This window comes from Achromobacter sp. GW823-FHT04E03 (assembly GCF_058796095.1).
In genome coordinates, this window is sequence record NZ_JBXAIJ010000006.1 from 1 (window position 1) to 24,326 (window position 24,326).

The 24,326-nt window shown below is 64.1% G+C and carries 18 protein-coding genes, 1 tRNA gene and 1 pseudogene; 12 read left to right on the plus strand and 8 right to left on the minus strand.

What is annotated here, in order from left to right; genetic code table 11:
• From AC1RHV_RS28855 to AC1RHV_RS28880, 6 genes are all read right to left on the minus strand, one after another.
• The coding region (locus AC1RHV_RS28855) for a retention module-containing protein (RefSeq protein ID WP_492302448.1) at positions 1–2,652 on the minus strand (2,652 nt) is incomplete at its 3' end.
• An 84-nt stretch (positions 2,653–2,736) separates the two neighbouring features.
• Entirely contained in the window at positions 2,737–3,393 is a 657-nt protein-coding gene (locus tag AC1RHV_RS28860; RefSeq protein WP_054458286.1) for a helix-turn-helix transcriptional regulator, read from the minus strand.
• A 19-nt stretch (positions 3,394–3,412) separates the two neighbouring features.
• Positions 3,413–4,834, minus strand: a complete 1,422-nt coding sequence (locus AC1RHV_RS28865) for an HlyD family type I secretion periplasmic adaptor subunit (RefSeq protein WP_054458285.1) — start codon at positions 4,832–4,834, stop codon at positions 3,413–3,415.
• Positions 4,835–4,841: 7 nt separating this feature from the next.
• On the minus strand, positions 4,842–7,007 hold the full coding sequence (locus AC1RHV_RS28870) for a type I secretion system permease/ATPase (RefSeq protein WP_054458284.1): 2,166 nt from the start codon (positions 7,005–7,007) through the stop codon (positions 4,842–4,844).
• Entirely contained in the window at positions 6,991–7,203 is a 213-nt protein-coding gene (locus tag AC1RHV_RS28875; protein WP_042792889.1) for a hypothetical protein, read from the minus strand. The genes AC1RHV_RS28870 and AC1RHV_RS28875 overlap by 17 nt, the downstream gene beginning before the upstream one ends.
• A gap of 24 nt (positions 7,204–7,227) precedes the next feature.
• Complete coding sequence (locus AC1RHV_RS28880) at positions 7,228–8,721, minus strand: TolC family outer membrane protein (RefSeq protein WP_054458283.1); 1,494 nt, start codon at positions 8,719–8,721, stop codon at positions 7,228–7,230.
• A gap of 527 nt (positions 8,722–9,248) precedes the next feature.
• On the opposite strand from AC1RHV_RS28880, the gene leuC reads away from it, so the two are divergent.
• The 11 genes and pseudogenes from leuC to AC1RHV_RS28935 all read left to right on the plus strand — a co-directional run bounded on the left by leuC (position 9,249) and on the right by AC1RHV_RS28935 (position 21,388).
• The gene (leuC, locus tag AC1RHV_RS28885; RefSeq protein WP_054458282.1) at positions 9,249–10,652 is read left to right on the plus strand and encodes a 3-isopropylmalate dehydratase large subunit; all 1,404 of its coding nucleotides are present in this window, start codon (positions 9,249–9,251) and stop codon (positions 10,650–10,652) included.
• A 25-nt stretch (positions 10,653–10,677) separates the two neighbouring features.
• Complete coding sequence (gene leuD / locus AC1RHV_RS28890; protein WP_054458281.1) at positions 10,678–11,328, plus strand: 3-isopropylmalate dehydratase small subunit; 651 nt, start codon at positions 10,678–10,680, stop codon at positions 11,326–11,328.
• A gap of 35 nt (positions 11,329–11,363) precedes the next feature.
• A complete protein-coding gene (gene leuB, locus AC1RHV_RS28895) occupies positions 11,364–12,440 on the plus strand; it encodes a 3-isopropylmalate dehydrogenase (protein WP_042792892.1) in 1,077 nt (358 codons plus the stop codon).
• A gap of 249 nt (positions 12,441–12,689) precedes the next feature.
• The gene (gene asd / locus AC1RHV_RS28900) at positions 12,690–13,820 is read left to right on the plus strand and encodes an aspartate-semialdehyde dehydrogenase (protein WP_054458280.1); all 1,131 of its coding nucleotides are present in this window, start codon (positions 12,690–12,692) and stop codon (positions 13,818–13,820) included.
• 257 nt (positions 13,821–14,077) lie between these two features.
• Complete coding sequence (locus AC1RHV_RS28905; RefSeq protein WP_492302451.1) at positions 14,078–15,943, plus strand: type IV pilus assembly protein FimV; 1,866 nt, start codon at positions 14,078–14,080, stop codon at positions 15,941–15,943.
• A gap of 3 nt (positions 15,944–15,946) precedes the next feature.
• Positions 15,947–16,756 (plus strand): tRNA pseudouridine(38-40) synthase TruA, encoded by an 810-nt coding sequence (gene truA, locus AC1RHV_RS28910; protein WP_175161112.1) that lies wholly within the window; start codon positions 15,947–15,949, stop codon positions 16,754–16,756.
• 52 nt (positions 16,757–16,808) lie between these two features.
• Positions 16,809–18,020, plus strand: coding sequence for a TRAP transporter substrate-binding protein (locus AC1RHV_RS28915; protein ID WP_306653454.1), 1,212 nt, complete (start codon positions 16,809–16,811; stop codon positions 18,018–18,020).
• Between the two features lie 63 nt (positions 18,021–18,083).
• Positions 18,084–18,752 (plus strand): annotated as a pseudogene (locus AC1RHV_RS28920) (phosphoribosylanthranilate isomerase); the annotation flags it as partial.
• Between the two features lie 223 nt (positions 18,753–18,975).
• Positions 18,976–19,052, plus strand: a tRNA-Val gene (locus AC1RHV_RS28925).
• A gap of 401 nt (positions 19,053–19,453) precedes the next feature.
• On the plus strand, positions 19,454–21,034 hold the full coding sequence (locus AC1RHV_RS28930; RefSeq protein ID WP_310535019.1) for a GGDEF domain-containing protein: 1,581 nt from the start codon (positions 19,454–19,456) through the stop codon (positions 21,032–21,034).
• 159 nt (positions 21,035–21,193) lie between these two features.
• Positions 21,194–21,388 carry a hypothetical protein gene (locus tag AC1RHV_RS28935; protein WP_054458275.1) on the plus strand — a complete coding sequence of 65 codons (195 nt, stop codon included), beginning with the start codon at positions 21,194–21,196 and terminating at the stop codon, positions 21,386–21,388.
• A 90-nt stretch (positions 21,389–21,478) separates the two neighbouring features.
• Here the strand turns inward: AC1RHV_RS28935 and AC1RHV_RS28940 are convergent, their stop codons facing one another.
• Together AC1RHV_RS28940 and AC1RHV_RS28945 are read right to left on the minus strand one after the other, a co-directional pair.
• Positions 21,479–22,117 (minus strand): LysE family translocator, encoded by a 639-nt coding sequence (locus AC1RHV_RS28940; RefSeq protein ID WP_492302454.1) that lies wholly within the window; start codon positions 22,115–22,117, stop codon positions 21,479–21,481.
• Positions 22,118–22,228: 111 nt separating this feature from the next.
• Entirely contained in the window at positions 22,229–23,725 is a 1,497-nt protein-coding gene (locus AC1RHV_RS28945) for a methyl-accepting chemotaxis protein (RefSeq protein WP_175182145.1), read from the minus strand.
• Between the two features lie 208 nt (positions 23,726–23,933).
• Here AC1RHV_RS28945 and AC1RHV_RS28950 point away from each other — a divergent pair, with 208 nt between their 5' ends.
• Complete coding sequence (locus tag AC1RHV_RS28950; protein ID WP_125471401.1) at positions 23,934–24,326, plus strand: YbaN family protein; 393 nt, start codon at positions 23,934–23,936, stop codon at positions 24,324–24,326.

A 24,326-nucleotide genomic window follows, 5' to 3' on the forward strand; every position in this document is an offset into this window, starting at 1 on the left:
CACGACGTTGGTGACGTCCGCGCCGAGGGTGTCGGCACCGGTGCCGCTGATGACGTTGCCGGAGGCGGTCAGTGCGGTGTCTTCCGTGACGGAAGCGGTGTCGGGCTTGGCTTCGGGCGCCGTGTCGGTGATCTGGATGACCAGGTCATTGCTGCGGGTCTCGCCGGCAAAGTCCGTAACGGAAACCTGGAAGAGGTCGCGGACCGAATCGTCGCCATTGGAGTGATCGGCGGCTCCGCCAGTTTCCTGGTAGGAGTAGGTGATCTTGCCAGTGGCGGCGTCGTAATTGGTGACGGTCAGCACCCCCTTGTCGGTGGCGATGACTACCGGGTTGGCGGCGCTGGCGTTGCTGACGTCCTTGCCGCCCACCGTGACCTTGTCGACGCCGGCCTCGGCGGAGACGGTCACGGAACCGGTGACCGTGGCGCCAGACGCTTCGGCCACATTGTTATGACCCGCCGTCACATCGCCGTCGCTGTCTTCAGGCGTGATCACCGGAGGAGCGTCGGTCTGGCCGGTGACCGTAATGGTCAGGGTGGCAGTGCTGGTCGCGCCTTGCGCGTCGGACACGGTGTACGTGATCGACGTCGTTGCGGTCTGGCCGTCATTCAAATACTGGAATGCCGTGCCGGGGTTGAACGTGTACGTGCCGTCGGCGTTGAGCGTGAACGTGCCGCCATTCGAACCGACGACAGGCTTGCCGACGTCGGCGTCGGCGCCATTGACTTGCGAAACGCGGATGGTGTCGCCGTCCGGATCGCGATCGTTGCCCAGCACGCCTTCGGTAACGTGGTCAACGACCAGGGGCTTGTCTTCACCGGTGGTGCCTTCGTCATTGGTGGCGACCGGGACGGGGTTGCCCACGGTCCAGACGAAGGTCTGGGAGACGGTTGCGCCCGACTTGTCGGTGGCGGTGACGGTGATGAGGTACTCGCCCTTGACGCCCGTGTTGGTGTGATCGGACGCCCAGTTGGCGAACTGGCCGGTGAAGGTGCCGGTGGTGGGGTCGAACTTCAGGCCGCCGGGGATGTGGTCGACCGAGTAGACCAGGGAGTCGCCGTCGTCGAGGTCGCTGAAGAAGCCGGACAGGTTGTAGTTGACGACATCGCCGTCCATGTTGTCCTGGTTCTGCAGGGCAACTGCGGTCGGCGCGTCGTTGGTGCCGGTGATTTCGACCGTCAGCGTGGCGGAGCTGGTGCCGCCTTGGCCGTCCGTGACGGTATAGGTGATCGAGCTGGTCGCCGTCTGGCCCGCGGCCAGGTGCTGGAAGGCATTGCCGGGATTGAACGAGTACGAGCCGTCGGGATTCAGGGTGAACGTGCCGCCGTTGGAGCCGGCCGTCGGCGTGCCCACGTTGCCAGTGGCGCCGTTGACTTGCGACACGGTCAGGGTGTCGCCGTCCGGGTCCACGTCGTTGGACAGGACGCCGTTCTGGGCGCTGACGTTGAGCGTGGTGTCTTCGTCGGTGGTGCCGTTATCATCGGCCGCCGTCGGCGCGGGGTTGGTGACGTCCCAGTTGAAGTCCTGGGAAGTCGTGGCGCCGGACGGGTCGGTGGCGGTCACCGTCACCGTGTAGACGCCATTGTTGCCGCCTTGCGAGGCGGAATGGTCGATGGTGCCGGTGATGATGCCGGTGTTCGGGTCGATGGTCAGGCCGGGCGGCAGGCCGGTGGCGGTAAAGGTGAGCTTGTCGCTGGTGTCCGGGTCCGAGAAATGGCTGGAGACGTTGTAGCTCACGCCGGTCTGGGCGTCGATGCCCGAGGTGTCGGCGATGGAGGTGGACACCGGGCCGTCGTTGGTGCCGGTGATCGTCACGACGACGTTCGCCGTGGAGGTGGCGCCGCTGGGATCCGTGATGGTGTACGAAACGGTACTGGTGGCCGTTTCGCCCACGGCCAGGTGGCCGTATTCGTTACCCGGGTTGAAGACGTAGCTGCCGTCGGGCAGGACCGTGAAGGTGCCGCCGTTGCTGCCGTTGACCGTGATGCCGGCCGGGGTCATGGGGCGGCCGCTGACCGAGACGATCGCCAGCGGGTCGCCATCGGGATCCGAGTCGTTCAGCAGCAGGTTGCCGCGCACCAGGCTGTTCTGCTCGCCGCTGCCGGTATCGTTCAGCGCGTTGGGTGGGGTGTTGACGGTGGCCGGAGTGGCTTCATCGTCGCCGCCGGCGCCGGTGCCGGACAGGCGGGGCAGGATCTCCTGGCCACGGCTGGGGTTCGGGTAGGCCAGGTCGAGCGGGGTGGTGGTTTCCAGGATGCGGGCCAGGCGCACGAAGCTGCTGCCGCCGGCATCGCCGCCGCCGGCCACGACGGCAGCGGTGGGATCCAGTTCATCGAACGGGTCGCGGCCGTCGCGCAGGGCGGCCAGCAAGCGGTCGGAGTCGGTGCCGGAGGGCGGAGCCACAGCCGCTTCGGACGGGTCGGCCAGGGGGCCGGTCATGTCGCCGGTCACGGCAACCTCGCGGCCTTCGCCGATGACGATCGGCATGCCGTTCTCGACCTGAAGCGAAACCGTGGCGCCCGAGGCAGTGACCACGTCGCTGCCTGCGGGGACCTTGCTGCCTTGATGCAGTTCAGTCAGGGAACCGTCGCTATTGCGTATCCACGCGCGACCGGAGATTTCGTTGACGACTGCGGGAGAGGTGTTGGCCATGTTGGTTCCGTTTCAGGGAGTTATCCAAGATGGCCAGATACTAGATTGCGCCGCCGGCGCGGGATATTGTCCTCAAGGACAGTATCAGGAAGTAATTTTGATTTTGGCGTCGGCGGGGGCAGATATGCCGTGGACGAGCAGGGCGAGCTGCAGGCGGTCGGTTACACCCAGCTTTTCGAAAACGGCTGACAGGTGGGCCTTGACCGTGCGTTCGGTGATGCCCAGGGCTTCGGCGATCTGCGCATTGGCCTGGCCGCTGGAGGCATAGCGGGCCACGGTGATTTCACGCTCGGTCAGCACGCCGCCATCCCAGGCGTGCTCGTCCTGGGCGCGCTCGGCGACCAGCTTGAGCAGCCGCGACACCAGCGAACGGCCCATCCAGATGCCGCCGGAGGCGACGACTTCCAGCGCCTGCGACAGCGAGGCGGCCGAGGCATAGCCGTGGCAATAGCCATGTGCGCCGGCGCCCAGCACCCGGGTGCCTTGCTCGTCGTTAGGACTGGGGCTGGCGACCACCACGTGCAGGTCCGCCAGGGTCGCGGCCCAGATGGGATCCTGCCAGGACGGCAGCCGGGGCAGGTCCGCATCCAATACCGCCAGAGTGCGGCCCTGTTCGCGCCAGCGTTGCAGGTCGGCCAGGCCGCGCCCGCGGGCCGCCAGCCAGCGGGCCGGATTCAGGCCGCGCCAATGCTGCCACAACAGGTCGTCGTGCGTAATCAACAGGACAGGAACGGGTTTCATAAGGCCTTGCAGCCCTCCTTTAACGTTCGGTAAAGGCATTCGCCTTGGCGCGCAGTATGGGCTTGAGCAGGTACTGCAGCACCGTGCGCTTGCCAGTCAGGATATGAACCTCCGCCACCATCCCGGGGATGATGGGCAACAGTTTGTCGCCTACCGTGCTGCGATCCGTGCGGACCCGCACCACATAGTAGGAATTGCCTTTCTCGTCGGTCACGGTGTCCGCGCCGATCTGTTCCACCTTGCCTTCGAGGCCGCCGTAAATGGCGAAGTCGTAGGCCGTGAATTTCACTTCTGCCTTCTGGTCGGCATGCAGGAAGCCGATGTCGCGCGGCTGGATGCGGACCTCGAGCAGCAGCGTGTCGTCCTTGGGCACGATCTCGATGATGTCCTTGCCGGGCTGGACCACGCCACCGACCGTGTTGTTGAACAGCGTCTTGACCGTGCCGCGCACCGGGGCGCGGACCTCGGCCAGCTTCACGCGGTCGGCCAGCGCCAGCTTGCCTTGGCGCAGGGTCGCCAGCTTGGTGTTGGTTTCCGACAGCTCGTTGCGGGCCTGGTTGCGGATGTTCAGCTCAGCTTCCTGAAGCTTGCTTTCGGCTTCCTTGATGGAGGCCTGGAAGCGGTCGATCTGGGCTTCGGCGCCTTTTTGTTCGCCGCAGTAGCGGGCCACGTCGCGTTGCAGGCGCAACAGGTCGACTTCGGACACGGCGCCGCTCTTGAGCAGGGGACGGGTCACCTGCAGCTCGCGCGAGGTCAGGCCGCAGCTGGCCGCGGCCTGGTCGCGCTTGGCGATCGTTTCGCGCAGATCTTCCTGGCGTTGCTTGAGTTGTTCGCGCGCGACGTTGACCGTGGCGTTCAATTCAGTGGTGCGCGCTTGCCAGGCATTGCGCTCCATTTCCACCAGCCCGGGCGCCTGCGTCAGCACTTCCTCGGGAGCCACGAAGGGTTCGCCCGTGGCCAGGGCCTGCAGGCGGGCGGCCTTGGCGAGCAGGGAAAGGTATTCGGCGTTGTTCTCGCCCAGCGACGAGGCGAACCGGGTGGAGTCGATCTTCAGCAGGATCTCGCCCGCCTCGACTTCCTGGCCCGGGCGCACCAGGATTTCTTCGACGATGCCGCCGTCCAGACTCTGGATGATCTGGACCTGGCGCGAGGGCACGACCTTGCCTTCGCCGCGGACGACTTCGTCAATGCTGCCGGTGCCGGCCCACAGCAGCAGGCCGCCGGTGGCCAGCAGGCTGACCCACAACAGGATGCGCGAACCGCGCGCCTGCGATTCATGGATGACCCATTCGGCGTTGCCGACGTAGTCGGAGCGTTGCTGGGGCTTGCCTTTTTCGGCGCCGTCCAGCAAGCGGTCGAAGAAGAACACGAAGACGCCGCGCAGCATGCGCCACAGGCTTCCAAACAGGCCGTGCCGGGTTTCGCCAGGATTGTTCAGCATGGTTTCCTCAGCTTCCGCGTCCGACGCGTCCTTGACGCAGTGCCTCGACCACTTGCTCCTTGGGACCGTCAGCCACGATATGGCCGTTGTCGATCACGATCAGGCGGTCGACCAGGTCCAGCAGGGCGGTGCGGTGCGTGACCAGCAGGATCGTCTTGGTGGCGCTGGCTTCACCCAGCCGCTTGCGCAGCTGCGCTTCACTCTGGTGATCCATGTTGCTGCTGGGCTCGTCCAGCAGCAGGATGGGCGGATCGTTGATCAGGGCGCGGGCCACCGCCACCGACTGGCGCTGGCCGCCGGAGAGGGACTCGCCGCGTTCGCCGATGACCATGTCGAAGCCGTCGGGGTGCAGGTTGGCGAAATCGGTGACGCCCGCCATGTTGGCGGCTGCCAGGATGCTGGCGTCGTCAGCGTAGGGCGCGCCCATCGCCAGGTTGTGCTTCAGGCTGCCATAGAACAGCAGCGGGTCCTGCGGCACGTGGCCGATGGCGCGGCGCACGTCGGCCGGATCGATCTGCCGCACGTCCACGCCGTCCAGCAGGACTGCGCCCTCGGTGGGCTGGTACAGCGCCAGGGCCAGCTTCTCCAGCGTGGTCTTGCCGGAGCCGATGCGGCCAATGATGCCGACCTTTTCGCCCGGCTTCAGCTTGAAGGACACTTTCTTCAGCACCGGCTGCTTGCTGCCGGGATAGCTGAAGGTCACGTCGCGGAATTCAATGCCGCCATGGAAGACGGGACGATGCAGGAATTCGGCTTCTGCCGGACGTTCGATCGGCAGCTTCATATAGTTGTCGATCGAGCCCAGCGAGGTGCGAGCGTTCTGGTACTGCATGAGCAACCCGGCGACCTGGCCGAGCGGGGCCAGGCAGCGCCCGGCGATCATGGAGGCGGCGATGATGCCGCCCATGGAAATGGCGGATTCCTGGGCCTGGTAGACGCCGATGATGACGACGGAGATCGACACCAGTTGCTGGACGGCCTGCACGAAGCCGACCGTCGAGGACGAAATCAGCTTCAGTTTGCCGCCGGTCAGGGCGATGTACTCGGTGGCGCGTTCCCAGTTGCGCTGGATGGATCCCTGCGCGTTGAGCGTCTTGACGGACTCCAGGCCGGTCAGGGCTTCGACCAGGGTCGCGTTGCGTTGCGACGACGCTTGGTAGGAGGCCATGGTGAGGGATTCCATGCGGGCTTGCGCGGCCAGCGACACCAGCAGGATCAACACGATCGCGACCAGCGGCGGCAGCACCATCCAGGGCGAAATCCAGGCCAGCGCCAGCAGGAACAGCAGAATGAAGGGCAGGTCCACCAGGGTGGTGATGGTGGCTGACGCGATGAAATCGCGAATGGATTCGAACGAACGCAGGTTGGCGGCGAAGGATCCCACCGATACCGGCCGGCCCTCCATGCGCAGGTCCAGCACGCGTTCCATGATCTGCGCGGACAGGCGCACGTCGACCCGTTTGCTGGCGCTGTCCACGACGTGGGAGCGGGCGGTGCTCAGGATCATGTTGAAGATCACGACCAACGTGATGCCGATGGCCAGCACCCAGAGCGTTTCGACGGCGTTGTTGGGCACGACGCGGTCATACACGTTCATGGTGAACAGCGGCATCGCCATTGCGAAGATGTTGATCAGCAGGGCGGCGATCAGCGCGTCGCGGTACAGGCGCCGGTTTTCCATGATGGCGGCCCAGAACCAATGGCGCTCGCGCACCTTGGCGACTTCGGGCGCGCGCGCGTCGAAGCGGAACTGCGGGCGCACGAAGCACACCAGCCCGGTGTATTGCGCCGATAGTTCCGCGGCGCTCATTTCCATCGAGCTGCCGCCCAATTCGGGGTGGCTGACGACGTAGTTTTCGCCGTCTTTCTTCAGCAGCAGGCAGGCGCGTTCGCCGTTGAGCAGCAGGATCGCGGGCAGCAGGTCCTGCGAAATGCTGTCCAGCGTGCGCTTGACCACGCGGGCGGAGAGCTGCGCGCGCGCGGCGGCGCGCGGCAGCAATGCCGGCGTCAGTTTGTGTTCTTCCAGCGGCAGGCCGGCCGACAGCGCCTGGGCCGTCGCCGTCACGCCATGGAGCCGGGTGATTTCAACCAGGCAATCGAGCAGCGGGTCGTCATGCGCCGCGCGCGCGTCCGCGCGCCACTCCCGGGCCGCCATTTCAGATAACTTGTCCATCTTCGTCATCCAGCAGGTCGAGGTGTTCGGAGAGGCGCGCGCGCTGTTGCTTGCGCTGGGTCAGCTTTTGTTGAGCCTGGATAGGCAGGTCGGTCATACGCAAGGTGCCATTGGCTATCAGCGCGTCGATCAGGTCTTCCAGGACGCGGACGAAGTCCGCATCCAGTTGTGAGAAGTCGTTGCCCTGTTTCTGCATATGGTCTCCTTGCGCTTGCGTCACCTAGGGTTTGGCCTTGGGCGAGTTTACCGGGATGAACGTGGGCGGCAGATTGCCCTCGTTGTATTGCACGCGCACGGGCGCCAGGCGGGCCGAGTCGGGGATCGTCGAATTGCAGAGCTTGATGACTTCGTCGGAGACTTCCAGCTTGCCGTTTTCCTCGGGCATTTCGTTGCGCGCGGGCTGCAGCGACAGCGCCGGCAGCAGTGCGTGCGACAGCGCCAGCCAGCGGTATTGCGCGATCTGCAGGTCATACAGCGCGTTGGTCAGGGCGCGGCGCGATTCGAACAATTCGTTTTCGGTGTCCAGCAAGTCCAGCAGCGAACGCTGGCCGATCTGGAATTGTTGGCGGTAGGCTTCGCGCACCTTGGTGGTGGCCACTTCGTGGTCGCGCAGGAAGGGCAGCTTCTGGTTCAGGCTGGCGACGTTGTTCCAAGCCACCGCCAGGTCCTGTTGCACATTGCGGCAGGTGTAGTCGCGGATGTCGCGCGCAGCATAGGACTGCGCGGAGGTCTGGCGTACGCGGGCGGAGTCGGAGCCACCGCGATACAGGTTGTAGCTCATGACAACCTGGACGCTGGAGTTCTGGATGTCGCGGTTTTGCGGCGTGGGATCGTTCTGGTCGCGGCCGGTGGCGGCCACGAATTCGAACTTCGGCGAGAAGGCGCCCTTGGACGAGGCGACGCCCGCTTGCGCGGCCTGCAGCCCGGCCTGCTTGGACAGGAAGCTGGGGTTGCGGCGCAGCGACTCGTTGAAGTCGGCGGGCTTGACCGGCAGCTTGCCGCTGATATCGGGCGTAGGCTGCATCGCTTCAGGGGGCAGGGCGCCGGTGACGCGCTGGAAACGCTGCTGCACGTCCAGCAGGTTGGCGGTCTCGGTCATCAGATTGGTCTGGGCCAGCGCCAGGCGCCCGCCGGCCTGTTCCAGGTCGACGCGGCGGCCCACGCCCGATTCGGCGCGCTCGTTGATCTGCTTGAGCGTTTCTTCGTGCAGGGTGTAGTTCTGGCGGGCCAGCAGTTCCATGTCGCGGTAGCGCTGCAGGTCGATATAGGCCTGCACTGCGCTGAACGCGGTGTTGTCGCTGGTGGCCAACAGGTCATAGAAGCGCGCCAGCTTGTCGAAGCCGGCTTGCTTGACGTCGTTGCTCGTACGGAAGCCGTCGAAAATCAGCTGACGCAATTCCACGCTGTAGCCGGGACGGCTCCAGCTTTGCGACCCGACTCCGGGCACGTTGTTGCGGTACTCGCGACCCACATAGCCTTGCGCATTGATCTGCGGGAAGAACGCGCCGCGGGCAACGGCCTGGCCTTCCAGCGAAGCCTGGAAATCATGGTACTTGGCCTGGATTTCCGGGTTGCTGAGCAGGGTCTGCTCAACGACCTGGTTCAGTGTGACCCCAGCTGCCCCGGAGGCGGGAGCTGCTGACTGTGCAAATGCCGCAGGAACGAATGCCAGGGCAAGGACCGAAGTCGTGCTTTTGAGCAAAAACGAAGCCATAGTGATTATTCGCGAGTCGAGTTAGGAATTAATGGCCGCCATATTGTGTGGAAATGTCAGATTTGACGAGTCAATATTTGTTAATTCTTGACGAAGTTTTCCGGTCGGCAGTTTGAGTTTCTTCGCGCATCATCTCTTAATTAGCTTGAATTTGCACTAATTTCGCCATATCCCGGATTTTTGATCCGGTTTAATGCAGGATAAATGCGGTTTATTGCGCTTTATTTCGTTGTTTGGGTGAATCCAGCGCACAACGATTATATCGGTTTGATAATTTTGTATCTGTTTTAAATACCTGAATTTGTATCTGTAACTGTTTGATTGCAGTTCGATTGAGGTGTGGAAATAGGACGAAGTGACCCTCGCCATGTCCTAGCATGGTAGTGTTAGTACTGGTATATAAGGTGTAGTTGTACTAGGTTGAGACCCTGTGCATAATTCGCTCATGCCGCAGTGGCTGGCGCCCGGGGATCATTGTTTGAACCGCGCGCGGCACGAGCCGGATTGTCTATTTGCAGAGCGCATCCATGGCCCAAACTCTTTACGACAAACTCTGGGACGCCCACGTCGTCCACCAGGAATCAGACGGCACCTGTCTGCTCTATATCGACCGCCACCTGGTGCACGAAGTCACCAGCCCCCAGGCGTTCGAAGGCCTGGCGATGGCCGGCCGCAAGCCGTGGCGCACGGGCGCCAACCTGGCGGTGGCGGACCACAACGTGCCGACGCTGAACCGCGCCCAGGGCATCGACGATCCGATTTCGCGCCTGCAGGTGGACACGCTGGACGCCAACTGCGAAAAGTACGGCATTACCGAATTCCGCATGAATGACCTGCGCCAGGGCATCGTGCACGTGATCGGCCCGGAGCAGGGCGCGACCCTGCCCGGCATGACCGTGGTCTGCGGCGACTCGCACACCAGCACGCACGGCGCGCTGGGCGCGCTGGCCTTCGGCATCGGCACCTCCGAAGTGGAGCACGTGCTGGCGACCCAGACGCTGCTCATGAAGAAAGCCAAGAGCATGCTGATCAAGGTCGACGGCGAATTGCCCTTCGGCTGTACGGCCAAGGATGTGGTCCTGCACATCATCGGCATCATTGGCACGGCCGGCGGCACGGGCTACGCCATCGAGTTCGCCGGCAGCACGATCCGCTCGCTGTCCGTGGAAGGCCGCATGACCGTCTGCAACATGGCCATCGAAGCCGGCGCCCGTTCGGGCATGGTGGCGGTGGACGACAAGACCGTCGAGTACTTCCGCGGCCGTCCCTTCGCGCCCACGGGCGTGCTTTGGGATCAGGCGGTGGGCTACTGGCGTACCCTGCATACCGATGAGGGCGCCAAGTTCGACGCCGTGGTGGAAGTCAACGCCCGCGACATCAAGCCGCAGGTCACCTGGGGCACGTCCCCGGAAATGGTGCTGCCGGTGGATTCCCGCGTGCCGGACCCCGATCGCGAAAAAGACGACGTGCGCCGCAGCGGCATGGAACGCGCCTTGCAGTACATGGGCCTGAAGCCCAACACGCCGCTTACCGATATCCGTGTGGATCGCGTGTTCATCGGTTCTTGCACGAATTCGCGCATCGAAGACCTGCGCGCGGCTGCGGCGGTCGCGCGCGGCAAGCATGTGGCCTCCAATGTGCGCCAGGCCATGGTGGTGCCGGGCTCGGGCCTGGTCAAGCAGCAGGCCGAGCGCGAAGGCCTGGACAAGATCTTCATCGAGGCGGGCTTTGAGTGGCGCGAGCCGGGCTGCTCCATGTGCCTGGCCATGAACGCCGACCGCCTGGAACCGGGCGAACGCTGCGCCTCCACCTCGAACCGCAACTTCGAGGGCCGGCAAGGACAGGGCGGGCGCACCCATCTGGTCAGCCCGGCCATGGCCGCCGCCGCCGCCGTCGCCGGCCATTTTGTCGACGTCCGCACTTTCCGTTAAGCGTCACGCACCGAGTACCGACATCATGCAAGCATTTACCACTCACGAAGGCCTGGTGGCTCCGCTCGACCGCGAAAACGTCGATACGGACCTCATCATTCCCAAGCAGTTCCTCAAATCCATCCAGCGCACCGGCTTCGGTCCGAACCTGTTCGATGAACTGCGCTACCTGGACCATGGCGAACCCGGCATGGACAACAGCAAGCGTCCGCTGAATCCGGATTTCGTGCTGAACCAGCCGCGTTACCAGGGCGCTTCGGTGCTGCTGGCGCGCAAGAACTTCGGCTGCGGCTCCAGCCGCGAGCATGCGCCCTGGGCGCTGACGCAGTTCGGTTTCCGCGCCATCATCGCGCCGTCCTATGCCGACATTTTCTTCAACAACAGCTTCAAGAACGGCCTCTTGCCCATCGTTCTGTCGGAACTGGAAGTCGCGCGCCTGTTCGACGAAGTGAAGGCTTTCCCCGGCTACAAGCTGCGCGTCGACCTCGACCGCCAGGTCGTGGTGGCGGCGGATGGGCGCGAGATGGGTTTCGACATCGAACCGTTCCGCAAATACTGTCTGCTCAACGGCTTTGACGATATCGGGCTGACCCTGCGCCAGTCGGACAAGATTCGCGCCTTCGAGGCCGAGCGCCTGGCCCGCCATCCGTGGCTGGAAAGCCGTCCCATCGCCTGACGCCACCATTCTTCTGATTACAGGATCGTTTTCGTATGACTCACAACATCGCAGTCCTGCCGGGTGACGGCATCGGCCCGGAAATCGTCGAACAGGCCGTGCGCGTCCTGAAGGCGCTGGACGTGTCCTTCGATATCAAGCAAGCGCCCGTGGGCGGCGCCGCCTTCGATGCGTTCGAACATCCGCTGCCGCCGGCCACGTTGAATCTGGCCAAGGAATCGGACGCCGTGCTGTTCGGCGCCGTGGGCGACTGGAAGTACGACAGCCTGCCGCGCGAGTTCCGCCCCGAGCAGGCCATTCTGGGCCTGCGCAAGGCGCTCGGCCTGTTTGCCAACCTGCGTCCTGCCATCCTGTATCCGGAACTGGCCAGCGCCTCGTCGCTGAAGCCCGAGATCGTGTCCGGCCTGGACATCCTGATCATCCGCGAGCTGACTGGCGACATTTATTTCGGCACGCCGCGCGGCGTACGTTCTTCACCCGACGGCGCCTTCGCCGGCGAACGCGAAGGCTACGACACCATGCGCTATGCGGAATCCGAAGTGCGCCGCATTGCGCGCATCGGTTTCGAATCGGCCCGCAAGCGCAACAAGAAGCTGTGCAGCGTGGACAAGGCCAACGTGCTGGAGACCTCGCAGTTCTGGCGCGACATCGTCATCGAAGTCGCGCGCGAGTATCCCGACGTGGAGCTGTCGCACATGTATGTCGACAACGCCGCGATGCAGCTGGTGCGCAACCCGCGCCAGTTCGACGTAATCGTGACCGGCAACCTGTTCGGCGACATCCTGTCCGACGAAGCCGCCATGCTGACCGGTTCGATCGGCATGCTGCCTTCTGCTTCGCTGAACGCAGGCGGCCAAGGCTTGTATGAACCCAGCCATGGCTCCGCGCCCGATATCGCCGGCCAAGGCATCGCCAATCCGCTGGCGACCATCCTGTCCGCGGCCATGCTGCTGCGCTATTCGCTGAATCTGGCGCCGCAGGCCGACCGCATCGAGGCCGCCGTGCGCCGCGTGCTGGCCGACGGCCTGCGCACCGCCGACATCTTCGAACCGGGCACGACCAAGGTTGGCACGGCGCAGATGGGCGACGCGGTGCTGAAGGCGCTGGCCTGATCTTCTCGGGATCGAGCCGCCGGGCGCTAGCGCGCGTGGCGGTTGAAGCACCGTAAAACAAGGGGTGGCCCGGCTGGGCCGCCCCTTGTTTTGCTGTTGTGGCGTCGCCTCGAAAGCGCCCTGTATCCATTGCGGCCCCTATTATTTCTAGCTGCGCCGCAACATCCGGCCGTGCATTCTGATAAATTGTTGAATTGCACGGCTTTTTCCCCTGGACCCTAGTCTCCACACCTTTAAAGAGCGATTGAAATGAATCAAGCAGTAGGCCTTGTCGGCTGGCGCGGTATGGTCGGCTCGGTGCTCATGCAACGCATGCGCGACGAGAACGACTTCGCACTGATCGAACCGGTGTTTTTCTCCACCAGCAACGCTGGCGGCGCCGCGCCCACTTGGGCCACTGGCGCAGGCCCGCTGCAAGACGCCTACAACATTGACGCTCTGAAAAAACTGCCGATCATCGTGACGGCGCAAGGCGGCGACTACACCTCCGAGGTCTATCCCAAGCTGCGCGGCGCAGGCTGGAACGGCATCTGGATCGATGCCGCCAGCACCCTGCGCATGGCCGATGACGCCATCATCGTGCTGGATCCGGTCAACCGTCCGGTCATCGACGCGGCGCTCAAGCGCGGCGTGCGCAACTTCATCGGCGGCAACTGCACGGTCAGCTGCATGCTGATGGGCCTGGCCGGCCTGTTCAACAACGACCTGGTCGAATGGATGACCTCCATGACCTACCAGGCGGCTTCCGGCGGCGGCGCGCAACACATGCGCGAACTGCTGACCCAGTTCGGCGAGATCAATCAATCGGTCAAGTCGCTGCTGGACGATCCCGCGTCGGCCATCCTGGAAATCGACCGCGGCGTGCTGGCCAAGCAAAAGGACCCGGCGCTGCCCCACGAGCACTTCGGCGTGCCGCTGGGCGGCAACCTGATTCCCTGGATCGACAAGGACCTGGGCAACGGCATGTCCAAGGAAGAGTGGAAGGGCGAGGTCGAGACCAACAAGATCCTGGGCCGCGGCGCCGCCTTCGGCACGCCCGCCACGCCGATCGACGGCCTGTGCGTGCGCATCGGCGCGATGCGCTGCCACAGCCAGGCGCTGACCATCAAGCTCAAGCGCGATGTGCCGCTGGACGAGATCGAAGCGCTGATCGCCGAAGGCACGCAGTGGGCGAAGGTCGTGCCCAACACCAAGGAAGCCACGGTTTCCGCGCTGACTCCGGTCGCCGTTACCGGCACGCTGGACATTCCGGTGGGTCGCCTGCGCAAGCTGTCGATGGGCTCGCAATACCTGGGCGCTTTCACCGTGGGCGACCAGTTGCTGTGGGGCGCCGCCGAGCCGCTGCGCCGCATGCTGCGCATTGCGCTGGCCGAAGCCTGATGCCGTCGCAGGCGGCGTTCGGCGCCGCCTGACCAGGCGCGCAAGGCAAGCAAGGGCACCTCAGGGTGCCCTTGCCGTTTGCGCAGAGTCTGTGCTGTATCGGCGGACAGGCCCGCCAGCAAACGCGGCCGGGCCTTTCAGGTTTGTGAAATGCGCATGATCCATTACACTTTTCCCGTGAATTGATGCCTGTTCTCACCGAGATGGCGTGAGCCGGCTCCAGCCCGCAAGTCGACTACAAGACGGAATTCCAGCTTATGACCCAGCGTTCGCGCCAAGTGAAGCATGCCCGCCGTTTAAAAGCCCTGCAGTGGGCGATTGCGCTGGCGATTGGCTCAAGCGTGTGCAGTACCGCCATGGCCATGCGCGTGGGGCATTCGCGGGTGGTTTCCGTGCCGGGCGCGCCGCTGCAGGCGGTGGTGGGATTGCAGGAGCTCACGCCCGAGGAAATCGCATCGCTCAAGGTGTCGGTGGCTGACGAGGCCTCCTGGCAACGCGCAGGTCTGAAGCCGCCGGTTCCGCTGGCAAGCATGGTGGTCCGGGTCGAGGACGGCCTGGACGCCACGCGCAAGAATCTGCGCGTGCGGGCCTCGCAGCCGCCGGCCAGCGGCGCGGTTGATCTGCTGCTGAATATCAACTCCAGTTCCGGGCAGCGCCAGGTGCAGGTCAGCATTCTGGTGCCGCTGCGCGGCACGACGGCTGACGTGACGCCGGCTGCGGTCGGCACGCCGGGGCGCGCGGCGGGATCGCGTTCGGTCAACGTGAAGTCCGGCGACAATCTGTTCGCTATCGCTCAGCGCAATGCGGTGCCCAACGCATCGGTCTATCAGATGCTGGTGGCCCTGTGGCGCGCCAATCCCGAGGCCTTCATCCAGAACAATATGAATCTGGTGAAAGCCGGCCAGAGGCTGACGATTCCCGATGCGGCTACCGTGCGCGCGGTGGATCCGGCCGAGGCGCGGCGCATCTTCAATGAACATGCCGAGGCGTTCGCGAAGTACCGAGCCCGCATCGGCGCGGCGGCCGGCGCGAATCCCTCCGTGGTCCAGGGGCAGGGCGCGGCTTCGGGCAGCGTCGCGCCTCCTGCTGATGCCGGGGCGGCCAGCGCATCGCCGCCGCAGGATCGCGTGCGGCTGTCCTCGGGGCAGGCGCAAGACAGCGCATCGGCGCAAGCAGAGGCGCAGGCCGATGCCAAGACGTCGACTGAGCGCGCCATGGCCGATGTCCAGGGGCGCGTGAGCCAGTTGCAAAGCAACGTCGACGATTTGAACAAGGCGGTGGCACAGCAAGGCGCCGCTGGTGGCGCTCCTGGTACTGCGGCGTCGCCGGGCGCGGCAGGCACTTCGGGTGCAACAGGCGCTCCGGGTGCAACTGGCGCTGCGGGTGCAACTGGCGCTTCGGGTGCAACAGGCGCTTCGGGTGCAACAGGCGCTTCGGGTGCAACAGGCGCTTCGGGTGCAACTGGCGCTTCGGGTGCAACTGGCGCTTCGGGTGCAGCAGGCGCTCCGGGTGCAACAGGCGCTTCGGGAGCGGCAGGCGCTTCGGGAGCGGCAGGCGCTTCGGGTGCAACAGGCGCTTCGGGTGCAACAGGCGCTTCGGGTGCAGCGGGCGCGTCTGGCGCGGCGGGCACTTCGGGTGCGGCAGGCGCTTCTGGTGCAACAGGCGCTTCTGGTGCAACAGGCGCTTCGGGCGCGGCAGGCGCTTCGGGCGCGACAGGCGCGTCGGGTACGCCGGGCGCTCCGGGCGCGGCAGGTACGCCCGGCGCAACAGGGTCGGCAGGACCTGCGAACACCTCGAGCGCCCCAGGCGCTTCTGGGGCATCTACGCCAGATCAGGCCGCTGGCACGCCGGCAGGCAAGGATTCCGCTTCGGACATGCCCGGGTGGCTGGCCGACAATCTGCTCGTTATCGTCACTGCAGTGCTGGCGCTGATCGCATTCGCGATTGCCTGGCTCTTGCGCCGGGCCGGTGCGCGGCGCGGGGACGATGACGAGGAAACCTACGAATTCAACGAGCCAGCGCTGGATACGGCGGCGCTGAACCGCAAGCTCGGAAGCATCAATCTCGACCTGGACGAACCGCCCACGGACGAACCGCACCGTGTCGGCGGGCCACGGGTTTGATACATGTCTAGAGTTGCATTGGGGCTGGCGTACGACGGCTCCGCCTGGCAGGGTTGGCAGACACAGCCGCATCGGCAAACGGTGCAGGACACGTTGGAGGCCGCCCTGGGCAGTTTTTGTGGTGTGGAAGGGCCGGTGGCGACGATCTGCGCCGGCCGCACCGATACCGGGGTGCACGGCGCGATGCAGGTGATCCATCTGGACACTGAACTCGACCGCCGGATGGAGTCCTGGGTCCGGGGGGTGAATGCTTTCCTGCCTCCCAGCATTTCAGTCCAGTGGGCGCAGCCGGTATCGGACGAATTCCACGCGCGGTTTTCCGCGCGCGCCCGTACCTACGTATATTTGTTATGGCGCGGCCGGGTGCGGCCGGCATTGTGGGCGGGCCGGACGGGCTGGTGCTTTCAACCGCTGGACGTCGATGCCATGCGGGCCGCGGCGAATGCCTTGCTGGGCGAGCACGATTTTTCCAGCTTCCGTTCCTCGCAGTGCCAGGCCAAGCATCCTGTGCGCCATCTCTACCGGCTGGATATCGATGAGCGCGGGCCGTTCCTGGTGTTCACGCTGAAGGCCAATGCCTTCCTGCATCATATGGTGCGCAACATCATGGGCGCGCTGTTGCAGATCGGGCAAGGGCGCGAATCGGTGGACTGGATGGCGCAGTTGCTGTCCTGGCGCGACCGCAAGCGGGGCGCGCCGACCTTCGCGCCCGATGGGCTGTACCTGTCCGCCATCGATTATCCGGAAGAGTTCGGCCTGGATGAGCTCGACGGGGGATCGCAGTTGCTGTCGCCGTTTACTCAAACCTATTAGGGATGCCGCCGGCAACGGCGATGCCTGCCCGTATCCGATGGAGGCTTTTGCCATGCAACGCCGCGCGTTTTTGAAGCAGACCGCCCTGGGCGGCGCCGCTCTGGTCGCTCCGGCGTTCGCGCAGGAAGTTCCGTTGGCCGAGGAAAACGCCAGCCCGGCCCAGTCGGCGCCGCCAGCGGGACCGCAAGAGGCTCCGCCCAGCCCGCCGCCCGCTCCGGCCGCCGCGCCCGAAGCGCCGGCGGTGGTGGCAGCCCCAGCCAAGGTCGCTTGGCGGCTGGCCTCCAGTTTTCCCAACGAGTCTCCCACCTTGTTCGCCGGCGCCGAAGACGTGGCGCGTTACGTGAACGAGGTGACGGACGGGCGCTTCAGCATCGAAATCTTTCCCGCCGGCGACCTGGTGCAGCCGGGACAGGTGCTGGAAGCCGTGCAGCATCGCGTCGTCGATTGTGGCCATACGGCGTCGACCCGCTACTTCGATGTCGACCCCGCGCTGTGCTTTGACGCCGGCGTGCCGTTCGGCCTGAACACGCGGCAGATGAACGCCTGGATGACGCAGGGGGAAGGCCTGGCGCTCACGCGCGTGCTGTTCGACAAGTACAACATCCTGAACTTTCCCTGCGGTTATACCGGCGCGCAGATGGGCGGCTGGTTTCGCGGGGAAATCAAGACCGTGGACGACCTGCGCGGGCTCAAGGTGAAGGCCGGCGGGTTTGCCCGCCATGTGCTGGCGCGGATGGGCGCCACGCCCGTGGACGTGCCGGTGGCCGAAGCCTATGCCGCGCTGGAGCAGGGCGTCGTGGACGCCGTGGCTTGGATCGGCCCTTACGACGATGAAAACCTGGCGCTCTATAAAGTTGCCAGGAATTACTACTTTCCGGGCTGGTGGGCGGGCACGCTGCAGCTATCCTTGTATGTGAACCAGGACGCCTACGACGAACTGCCCAAGCCGTATCAGTCCGCTTTGACGCTGGCATGCCGTATGGCGACTGCCAACATGATCGCCAAGTACGACGCGGGCAATCCGGACGCGCTGCGCCGACTGGTGTCGCGCGGCGCGCAGTTGAAAGCGTTTCCCAAGCCGGTCCTGCAGGCGAGCTACGAAGCCTCGCTGGCCGCCTACCAGGAAATGAGCGCCAAGGATCCCATGTTCAAGAAGCTGTACGACAGCATGGCGGCGTTTCGCGACAAGGAAACGCCCTGGTTCCGTCTGGCCGAGGGCAGCTTCGACAATCTCGTGGCCACCGTGGGTCAGCCCGGCGCGTAGGCGCTGCCTGCACGCCGGATATACTGATTCGACCGGCCGCGCAGGGCGGCCAAGCCAGCGAAGAGTTTCATGCGCACACGCATCAAGATCTGTGGATTGACCCGGGAACAGGATATCGACGCCGCCGTCGCGGCGGGCGTCGATGCGATCGGCTTTGTGTTTTACCCCAAGAGCAAGCGTTGCCTGACGCCGACGCGCGCAGCCCAGTTGCGGCGCATGGTGCCCGCCTTTGTCGACGTGGTGGCCTTGTTCGTGAATGCGCAAGAGGCCGAGGTGCAGGCCGTGCTGGACCAGGTCAAGCCGGAGCTGCTGCAGTTCCATGGCGATGAAACGCCGCAGGACTGCGCGCACTACGGTCATCGTTTTTTGCGGGCATTCCGTGCCGGCGCGCCCGGCCTGGACACCGCGGAAAACCTGGCCTCCACATGCCGCGCCTATGGCGAAGCCGCGGGCTGGCTGTTCGACAGCTACAGCGCGGGCTACGGTGGCAGCGGTCATGGTTTCGACTACGCGTTGCTCGACGAAGTGAGGGCCGATCCGGTGTCTCGGCCCCTGATCCTGTCGGGCGGCTTGAACGCGGAAAACGTCGGGCAGGCCGTGGAATTGGTCAGGCCTTGGGCGGTCGATGTAAGTAGCGGCGTGGAGCTTGAGCAAGGAATTAAAAGTTCTGATAGAATCTCGTTCTTCGTTGCTGCGGCGCAAGCGGCAGACGCGAAGCTGAAGGGAAATTAGTAGTGCGGTGCAGGCGGTTTGAAGTAGTGGGGCAAGGCTGAAAAGCGGCGTCCAAGGTTCTCAGGAACTGGCACTTCAAAACGCGTTGCGCAGACAAGCTTGAAGGCATGCGAAAGTAAACCTCGCAAACGCCGCAAACTTCGAAGCGCAATAAATAATGCAAAAAATCTTGCCAGACGATTTGCATAGTTTAAAAAAGCACTATATAATTCTTCTTCTTTGCAGGCGGTTAGCTCAGCTGGTTAGAGCGCCACGTTGACATCGTGGAGGTCGTTGGTTCGATTCCAATACCGCCTACCAAATTCCTGCAAAGTGCTGTCAAGCACGGCAAAGAGAAAGCCGCTAGATCAATGATCTGGCGGCTTTTTTGTTTGGGTTTCGTCCGTTGCATGCCGCGCGCCATGCCACAAAGCATGGTTTTCGCGGGGCAATGGCAAAGGCAAAGGCGCGAAAACTCTTCAGCTATCGACGCCAGCCGTTAGCCCTGCATTTGCACAAGCCTGTGCGTTCTGCGCAGTTCGCGGTAAATCGCCGAATCATATTGAAGTAAGCCACGCATAATGGAAATATGGCGATTCATTAGCGCGTGGCCGAACATTTTGGCCACGTTCCATTGACCGGCCGCCAGACATTTCCTTTCAGTACAACTGGCGGATTGGCCGATGATTGCCTGAGGCCGTTGGTTTGAATCAGGGGACCCTGTGAGCGAAGAATTGTCGCGACAAGGTAGACGTGAACGGCAGGGCCATTCCCTCGTGCGTCGCGTGACGCTCGGTCTGGCCCTGGCATGGTTTGCGTTGGTGATAGCTATTGCACGCTGGATGTCGCAGGGAATGGAGGCATCGCGGCTGGACAGCCTAGCCGCCAGCGCCGAATACGAGGCAAGAATTACTGCGCGCGTCATGGATCGGTTATTCACCGAGATGGTGAGCGTAGCGAACATGGTGGCCCGCCAGGGCCAAGTGATCCAGCTTGCCGTCCGTTACCGTACGGATCCACCCGGCGCAGCCGACTTGTCTCGAGAGCAGCGAGCGGCCCTGTTTACGCGGGATCCATTGGTGCGCAGGGTAGGCGACTTCATGAATGAGCTGGCCAGCGATCTGCGATACGCCCGCATTTATATGAACAATATGTCGGACGATACGGTGACGGCCAGTAACTGGGCGGAACCCGACAGCATCGTCGGCATGATCTACTCGGGTCGGGCTTATCTCGAAGACGCATTGCGTGATGGCTATGGCAGTTACTTCGGCATTGCCCGGTTGAACAAGAGTCCATCGTATTTCGTCGCCAGCCGCATCGAAGACTCGAATGACATGCCGCAGGGCTCAGTGACGGTAAAGTTCGATGCGCCGGATGTGGCGCTTTACCTGGCCGGGCGACATATCGCGTTGGTTGTGAATCGCCAGGGAAGGGTAACCACGGCTTCTTCCGAGCCGTTCATGCTGCGTAATGTCGCAGCGCTTTTGCCTGCCGATTCGGTACTGCCTTCCGATGGCGATGAAGACCTCGGCGAACCCCTGGATATTCGCGCCATACCCGGCTCGATCCAATCCGGCCGTTGGCTCATCGATGGCAGGCCCTATCTGGCGAGGCGGCAGGCGCTGGCTAATGGGCAATACCACTTGATCACGCTGGCCTCGCTGGAATCTTTGGCGCCCATGCGCAAGCGGCATATCTGGGCGACGGGATTGGTGGCGATGGTCGGGCTGGTCCTGATCCTTCTCTCCAGCCATGTGGTCGCGCAAATGGTGAGACGCCGCCAGGATGAACGGCATGCCGCCAACCATGATGCGCTTACCGGCTTGCCGAATCGGCGAGCGATCATGGCGGAGTTGGAGCGGTATTTCTCGGAGGCGAATCGGACGCAGCGGTCTGTTCAAGTCGCGTTTATAGATCTGGATGGGTTCAAGACGATTAACGATACCTACGGCCACGACATCGGCGACAAATTCTTGATCGAGGTTGGCCGACGTCTGTCGGCAGGCCTGCGTTCTGGAGAGGTGCTGGGTCGATGGGGGGGCGACGAATTCGTCGTCGTTGGCTTGGGCGCAAGGTCAGGGCCGACGGCTGATGCTGTGGTTGAAACAATGCGCACGCGCCTGGCCCCGTTGCTCAGCGGCATCTACACCCTGGACGACTGCAGTTTTCACTACGCCGGCGCGAGCTTTGGCATTGTGAATGCCGACCCATCGGCCAGCGCGCTGCAGGCCGTCCTCAGGGAAGCAGATCAATTGATGTATGCAGACAAGCAGGCGCGGCGTGAGATGCAGATTGCGTAACCGCCTGCCGGGCTGAGCCCGGGAAGACCTGCATCCGCCAGCCTTCTCGATACCCCCTAGGCCGTCATGCTGCGGCTCAATATACTGTATAAAAATACAGTATATTTGAGGTCGGCAGCAGCGCAATTCGGCCCGGTTTCGGCCGAGAGGGGACGAAGCATGATCGATGAGGAATGGACGCAGCGGGACGACTATTACTGGCAAGGGCCAGCGGGCTGGACGATCTCCCGGGTCTTCGTGGACGGGATGTGGCAGTACGAACTATGGTTCAGCCGCGGCGGCGGAGGCACGATTTACGGAATGCGCGCCTCATTGGAAGGCGCGCAAGAGCTCTATCAGCAAAAGCTGCGGTAAGTTCTTGCCTGTCTGCAGGGAAGCGCCACCCGCGGCGTGGCTTCTATCTGCTGCGGCTGCTCGTGTCGCGCATCGGAAACCCGACTTTTCCTAGATTCCGTTTTTGGGCGCATTAAGAATCAGCCGCAAGCCCAGCGCCGCAATAACGCCCGCCGCTGCCCGGTCTATCCATTGCTTCGCCCGTAGATAAACCTCGCGCGGGCCCTTGGTCGAAAAACAGAGCGCCACGATCGCATACCAGCCGAATTCGACCAGGAACACCAGGGGCGGCAGCGCGAAATAGGTCCATGCCGGCGGATGCTGAGGCAGCAGCGCGGCGAAGATGCTGCCATACCAGATGGCCGTCTTGGGGTTGCTCAACTGGGTCGTGAGACCGATCCAGAAGGAACGACGTCCATTGCGTGATGTTGGCGCGCTGCTGCCGGGCATGGCAAAAGGCTGCCTGGCGTTGCGCCAGATGCCGGCAGCCACGTAAAGCAGATAGGCGCCGCCCGCGATTTTCAGCGCGACGTACAGCCATTCCACGCTTTGCAACAGGGAATACAGCCCCGCCAGCGCCAGGCCGGCGAACAGCATGCCGCCTGCGCCCATGCCGAAGGCCGAGGCCAGGCCGTCCCAGCGGGACTGGCCGATGGCCTTGCGCGCGACGATGATGAAGCTTGGTCCCGGCAGCATGGCTCCGAGCCACAGCGCACCGAGGATAGCGAGTATGGAAGCAAAGGGAGTCATGGTCGTTGGGGGCTGGAGCCATGGGAGACAATGATTCTTCCATGAAAGTCCGGCCCTGCAAAGGACGGTGAAGCGCCTGCTGGCGGCAGGCGTTTCGCGCAAATCCGGGTCTCAGCCGCTCGCCAGCGCCAGCGGCGCGGTGCGCCCTGGAGCGGCCGCCCTCGGGGCGGACTGCGCTTGCGGCTGCCGTTCATCCTGCAGGCGGAATACGCCCACGGCTTGCAGCAGCTCGGTCGCCTGCGATTGGAGGGCCGCCGAGGCGTCGGCGGCCTGGGCTACCCGGGCCGCGTTCTGCCGGGTCAGTTCGTCCATCTGGGTCACGGCCTGGTTGACTTCGTCGATGTCCGTACCCTGGACCCGGCCCGCGTCGCCGATCTGACCGACGATGGCGGCCACGCGCTCGATGCTGGCCACGACTTCGCGGATCACGCCGGCGGCATGGTCGGCCTGGCGGAAACCGCTGCTGGTCTTCTCCAGCGAGCCGTCGATCAGGGTGCGGATCTCGCGCGCGGCGCTGGCGCTGCGTTGGGCCAGCGCGCGGACCTCGGTGGCGACGACCGCGAAGCCTCGCCCGCTTTCACCGGCGCGGGCTGCTTCCACCGCCGCGTTCAAGGCGAGGATGTTGGTCTGGAATGCGATGCTGTCGATCAAGCCGGTGATTTCGGAGATCTTGTTGGCTTCCTGCTGGATTTCTCCCATCACCGTCGCCACGCCTGCTACCGCGGCGCTGCCCGTGTCCGCGATGCGCCGCGCTTCGTCGCTCAGCTGCCGGGCCTGCAAGGCGTTGCCGGCGTTGTCATGGACATTGGCGGCCAGGTCGCGCATCGATGCAACGGTCCGCTCCAGGGAGTCGGCCTGGGTCCGGGTGCGTTCTTCGAGCTGCTGGTTGTCCTGCATGATGTCGCGCGAGGCGGCGGAAAGAGCGGTGGCGGTGTTCCTTACGCCGCTCAGGGTCCGGTGCACGGCGTCCATCGTGGCCTTGAAGCTGCGGCCCAGGCTGCTGTCCATGCTCATGCCGCCAAAGCGCAGGTCGAACACGCCAGCCTCACGGCCGATATGCGCACTGAGTCGGGCCAGTTCCTCGGCCGCCACCGCGGCCCGTTCCATTTTCCAGGCCAGCCAGCCTAGCGCGGCAGCCTGCACCACCACATAGGCTGCGTGCAACAGCACCATGGGCAGGCTCGGCTCGGTGAAGCAAATTGTTCCGTAGCCCCATTGCTGCAGGAAGTTGAAGGACAGGTGATGCAGCGCGATGACGACGGCCGCGCACAGGATGGTGCGCCAGTCGCGATAGGCCAGCAGCAGCGAGAGCAGCACGAAGATGCCGAAATGGATCTCGGCCATGCCGGACATCAGATGGATATGGAGCGCGGCCAGCACCATCAGGCTACAGGCCACGACCAGGCGGGTACTCAAGCGGCCGGGCCGCCAGAGTATCAACAGCGACGGTATGCCTGCGGCGGCCAAGCCGACGCCGATGGCGGCGCCCCAGCGTCCGTATTGAGGGGCCAAGCACAGGCCGACGGCAAACAGCAGCCAGAGCAGAGGCAGCATCGCCCGGTCGGTGCGGCGGTAAGAGTCTTCCAGCAAATCGCTTGCGTTGCGCATGGCAGTTCCTTGCTACGGGAAGCGCGGGGACCCGCGCACGTTCGATTTTTATTCAATAATTCCAATTTGTGAATATATATTCCAAATTATTCTCTACTGTTGCCGCGACGCGGCCAAGTGATCCGCCCCATACCGGCGGCCGGAAAACCGGCGCTTTGCGCGGCGCGTTTGAAGCGAGCGGAAAACCTGGGATATCCTGCTGCCCATCATGATGAGAGTACTGTGGCTCTGCCTGGGTTGCCTGATGCTGGCATTGGGTGTGATCGGCGCGTTTCTGCCCGTCATGCCTACGACCATTTTCCTGATCCTGGCGGTGGCCTGCTTTTCGCGCTCTTCGCCGCGTCTCGAGAAATGGCTGCTGGATAGCCCGACCTACGGTCCCGCCCTGCGCGCCTGGCGGGATCAGGGCGCCGTATCGCGCAAGGGCAAGACCTACGCCTGCCTGGGCATGGCGCTGGGCTATGTGCTGTTCTGGTGGGGCGCGCATCCGTCGTGGATGCTGGCCGCCGGCGTCGCCGTGTTCTTCCTGGCTAGCGCGGCCTACGTCGTCACGCGGCCGGCGCCGCAGGGGCCGCAGGCCGGCAGCGGACAAGCGCGGTAG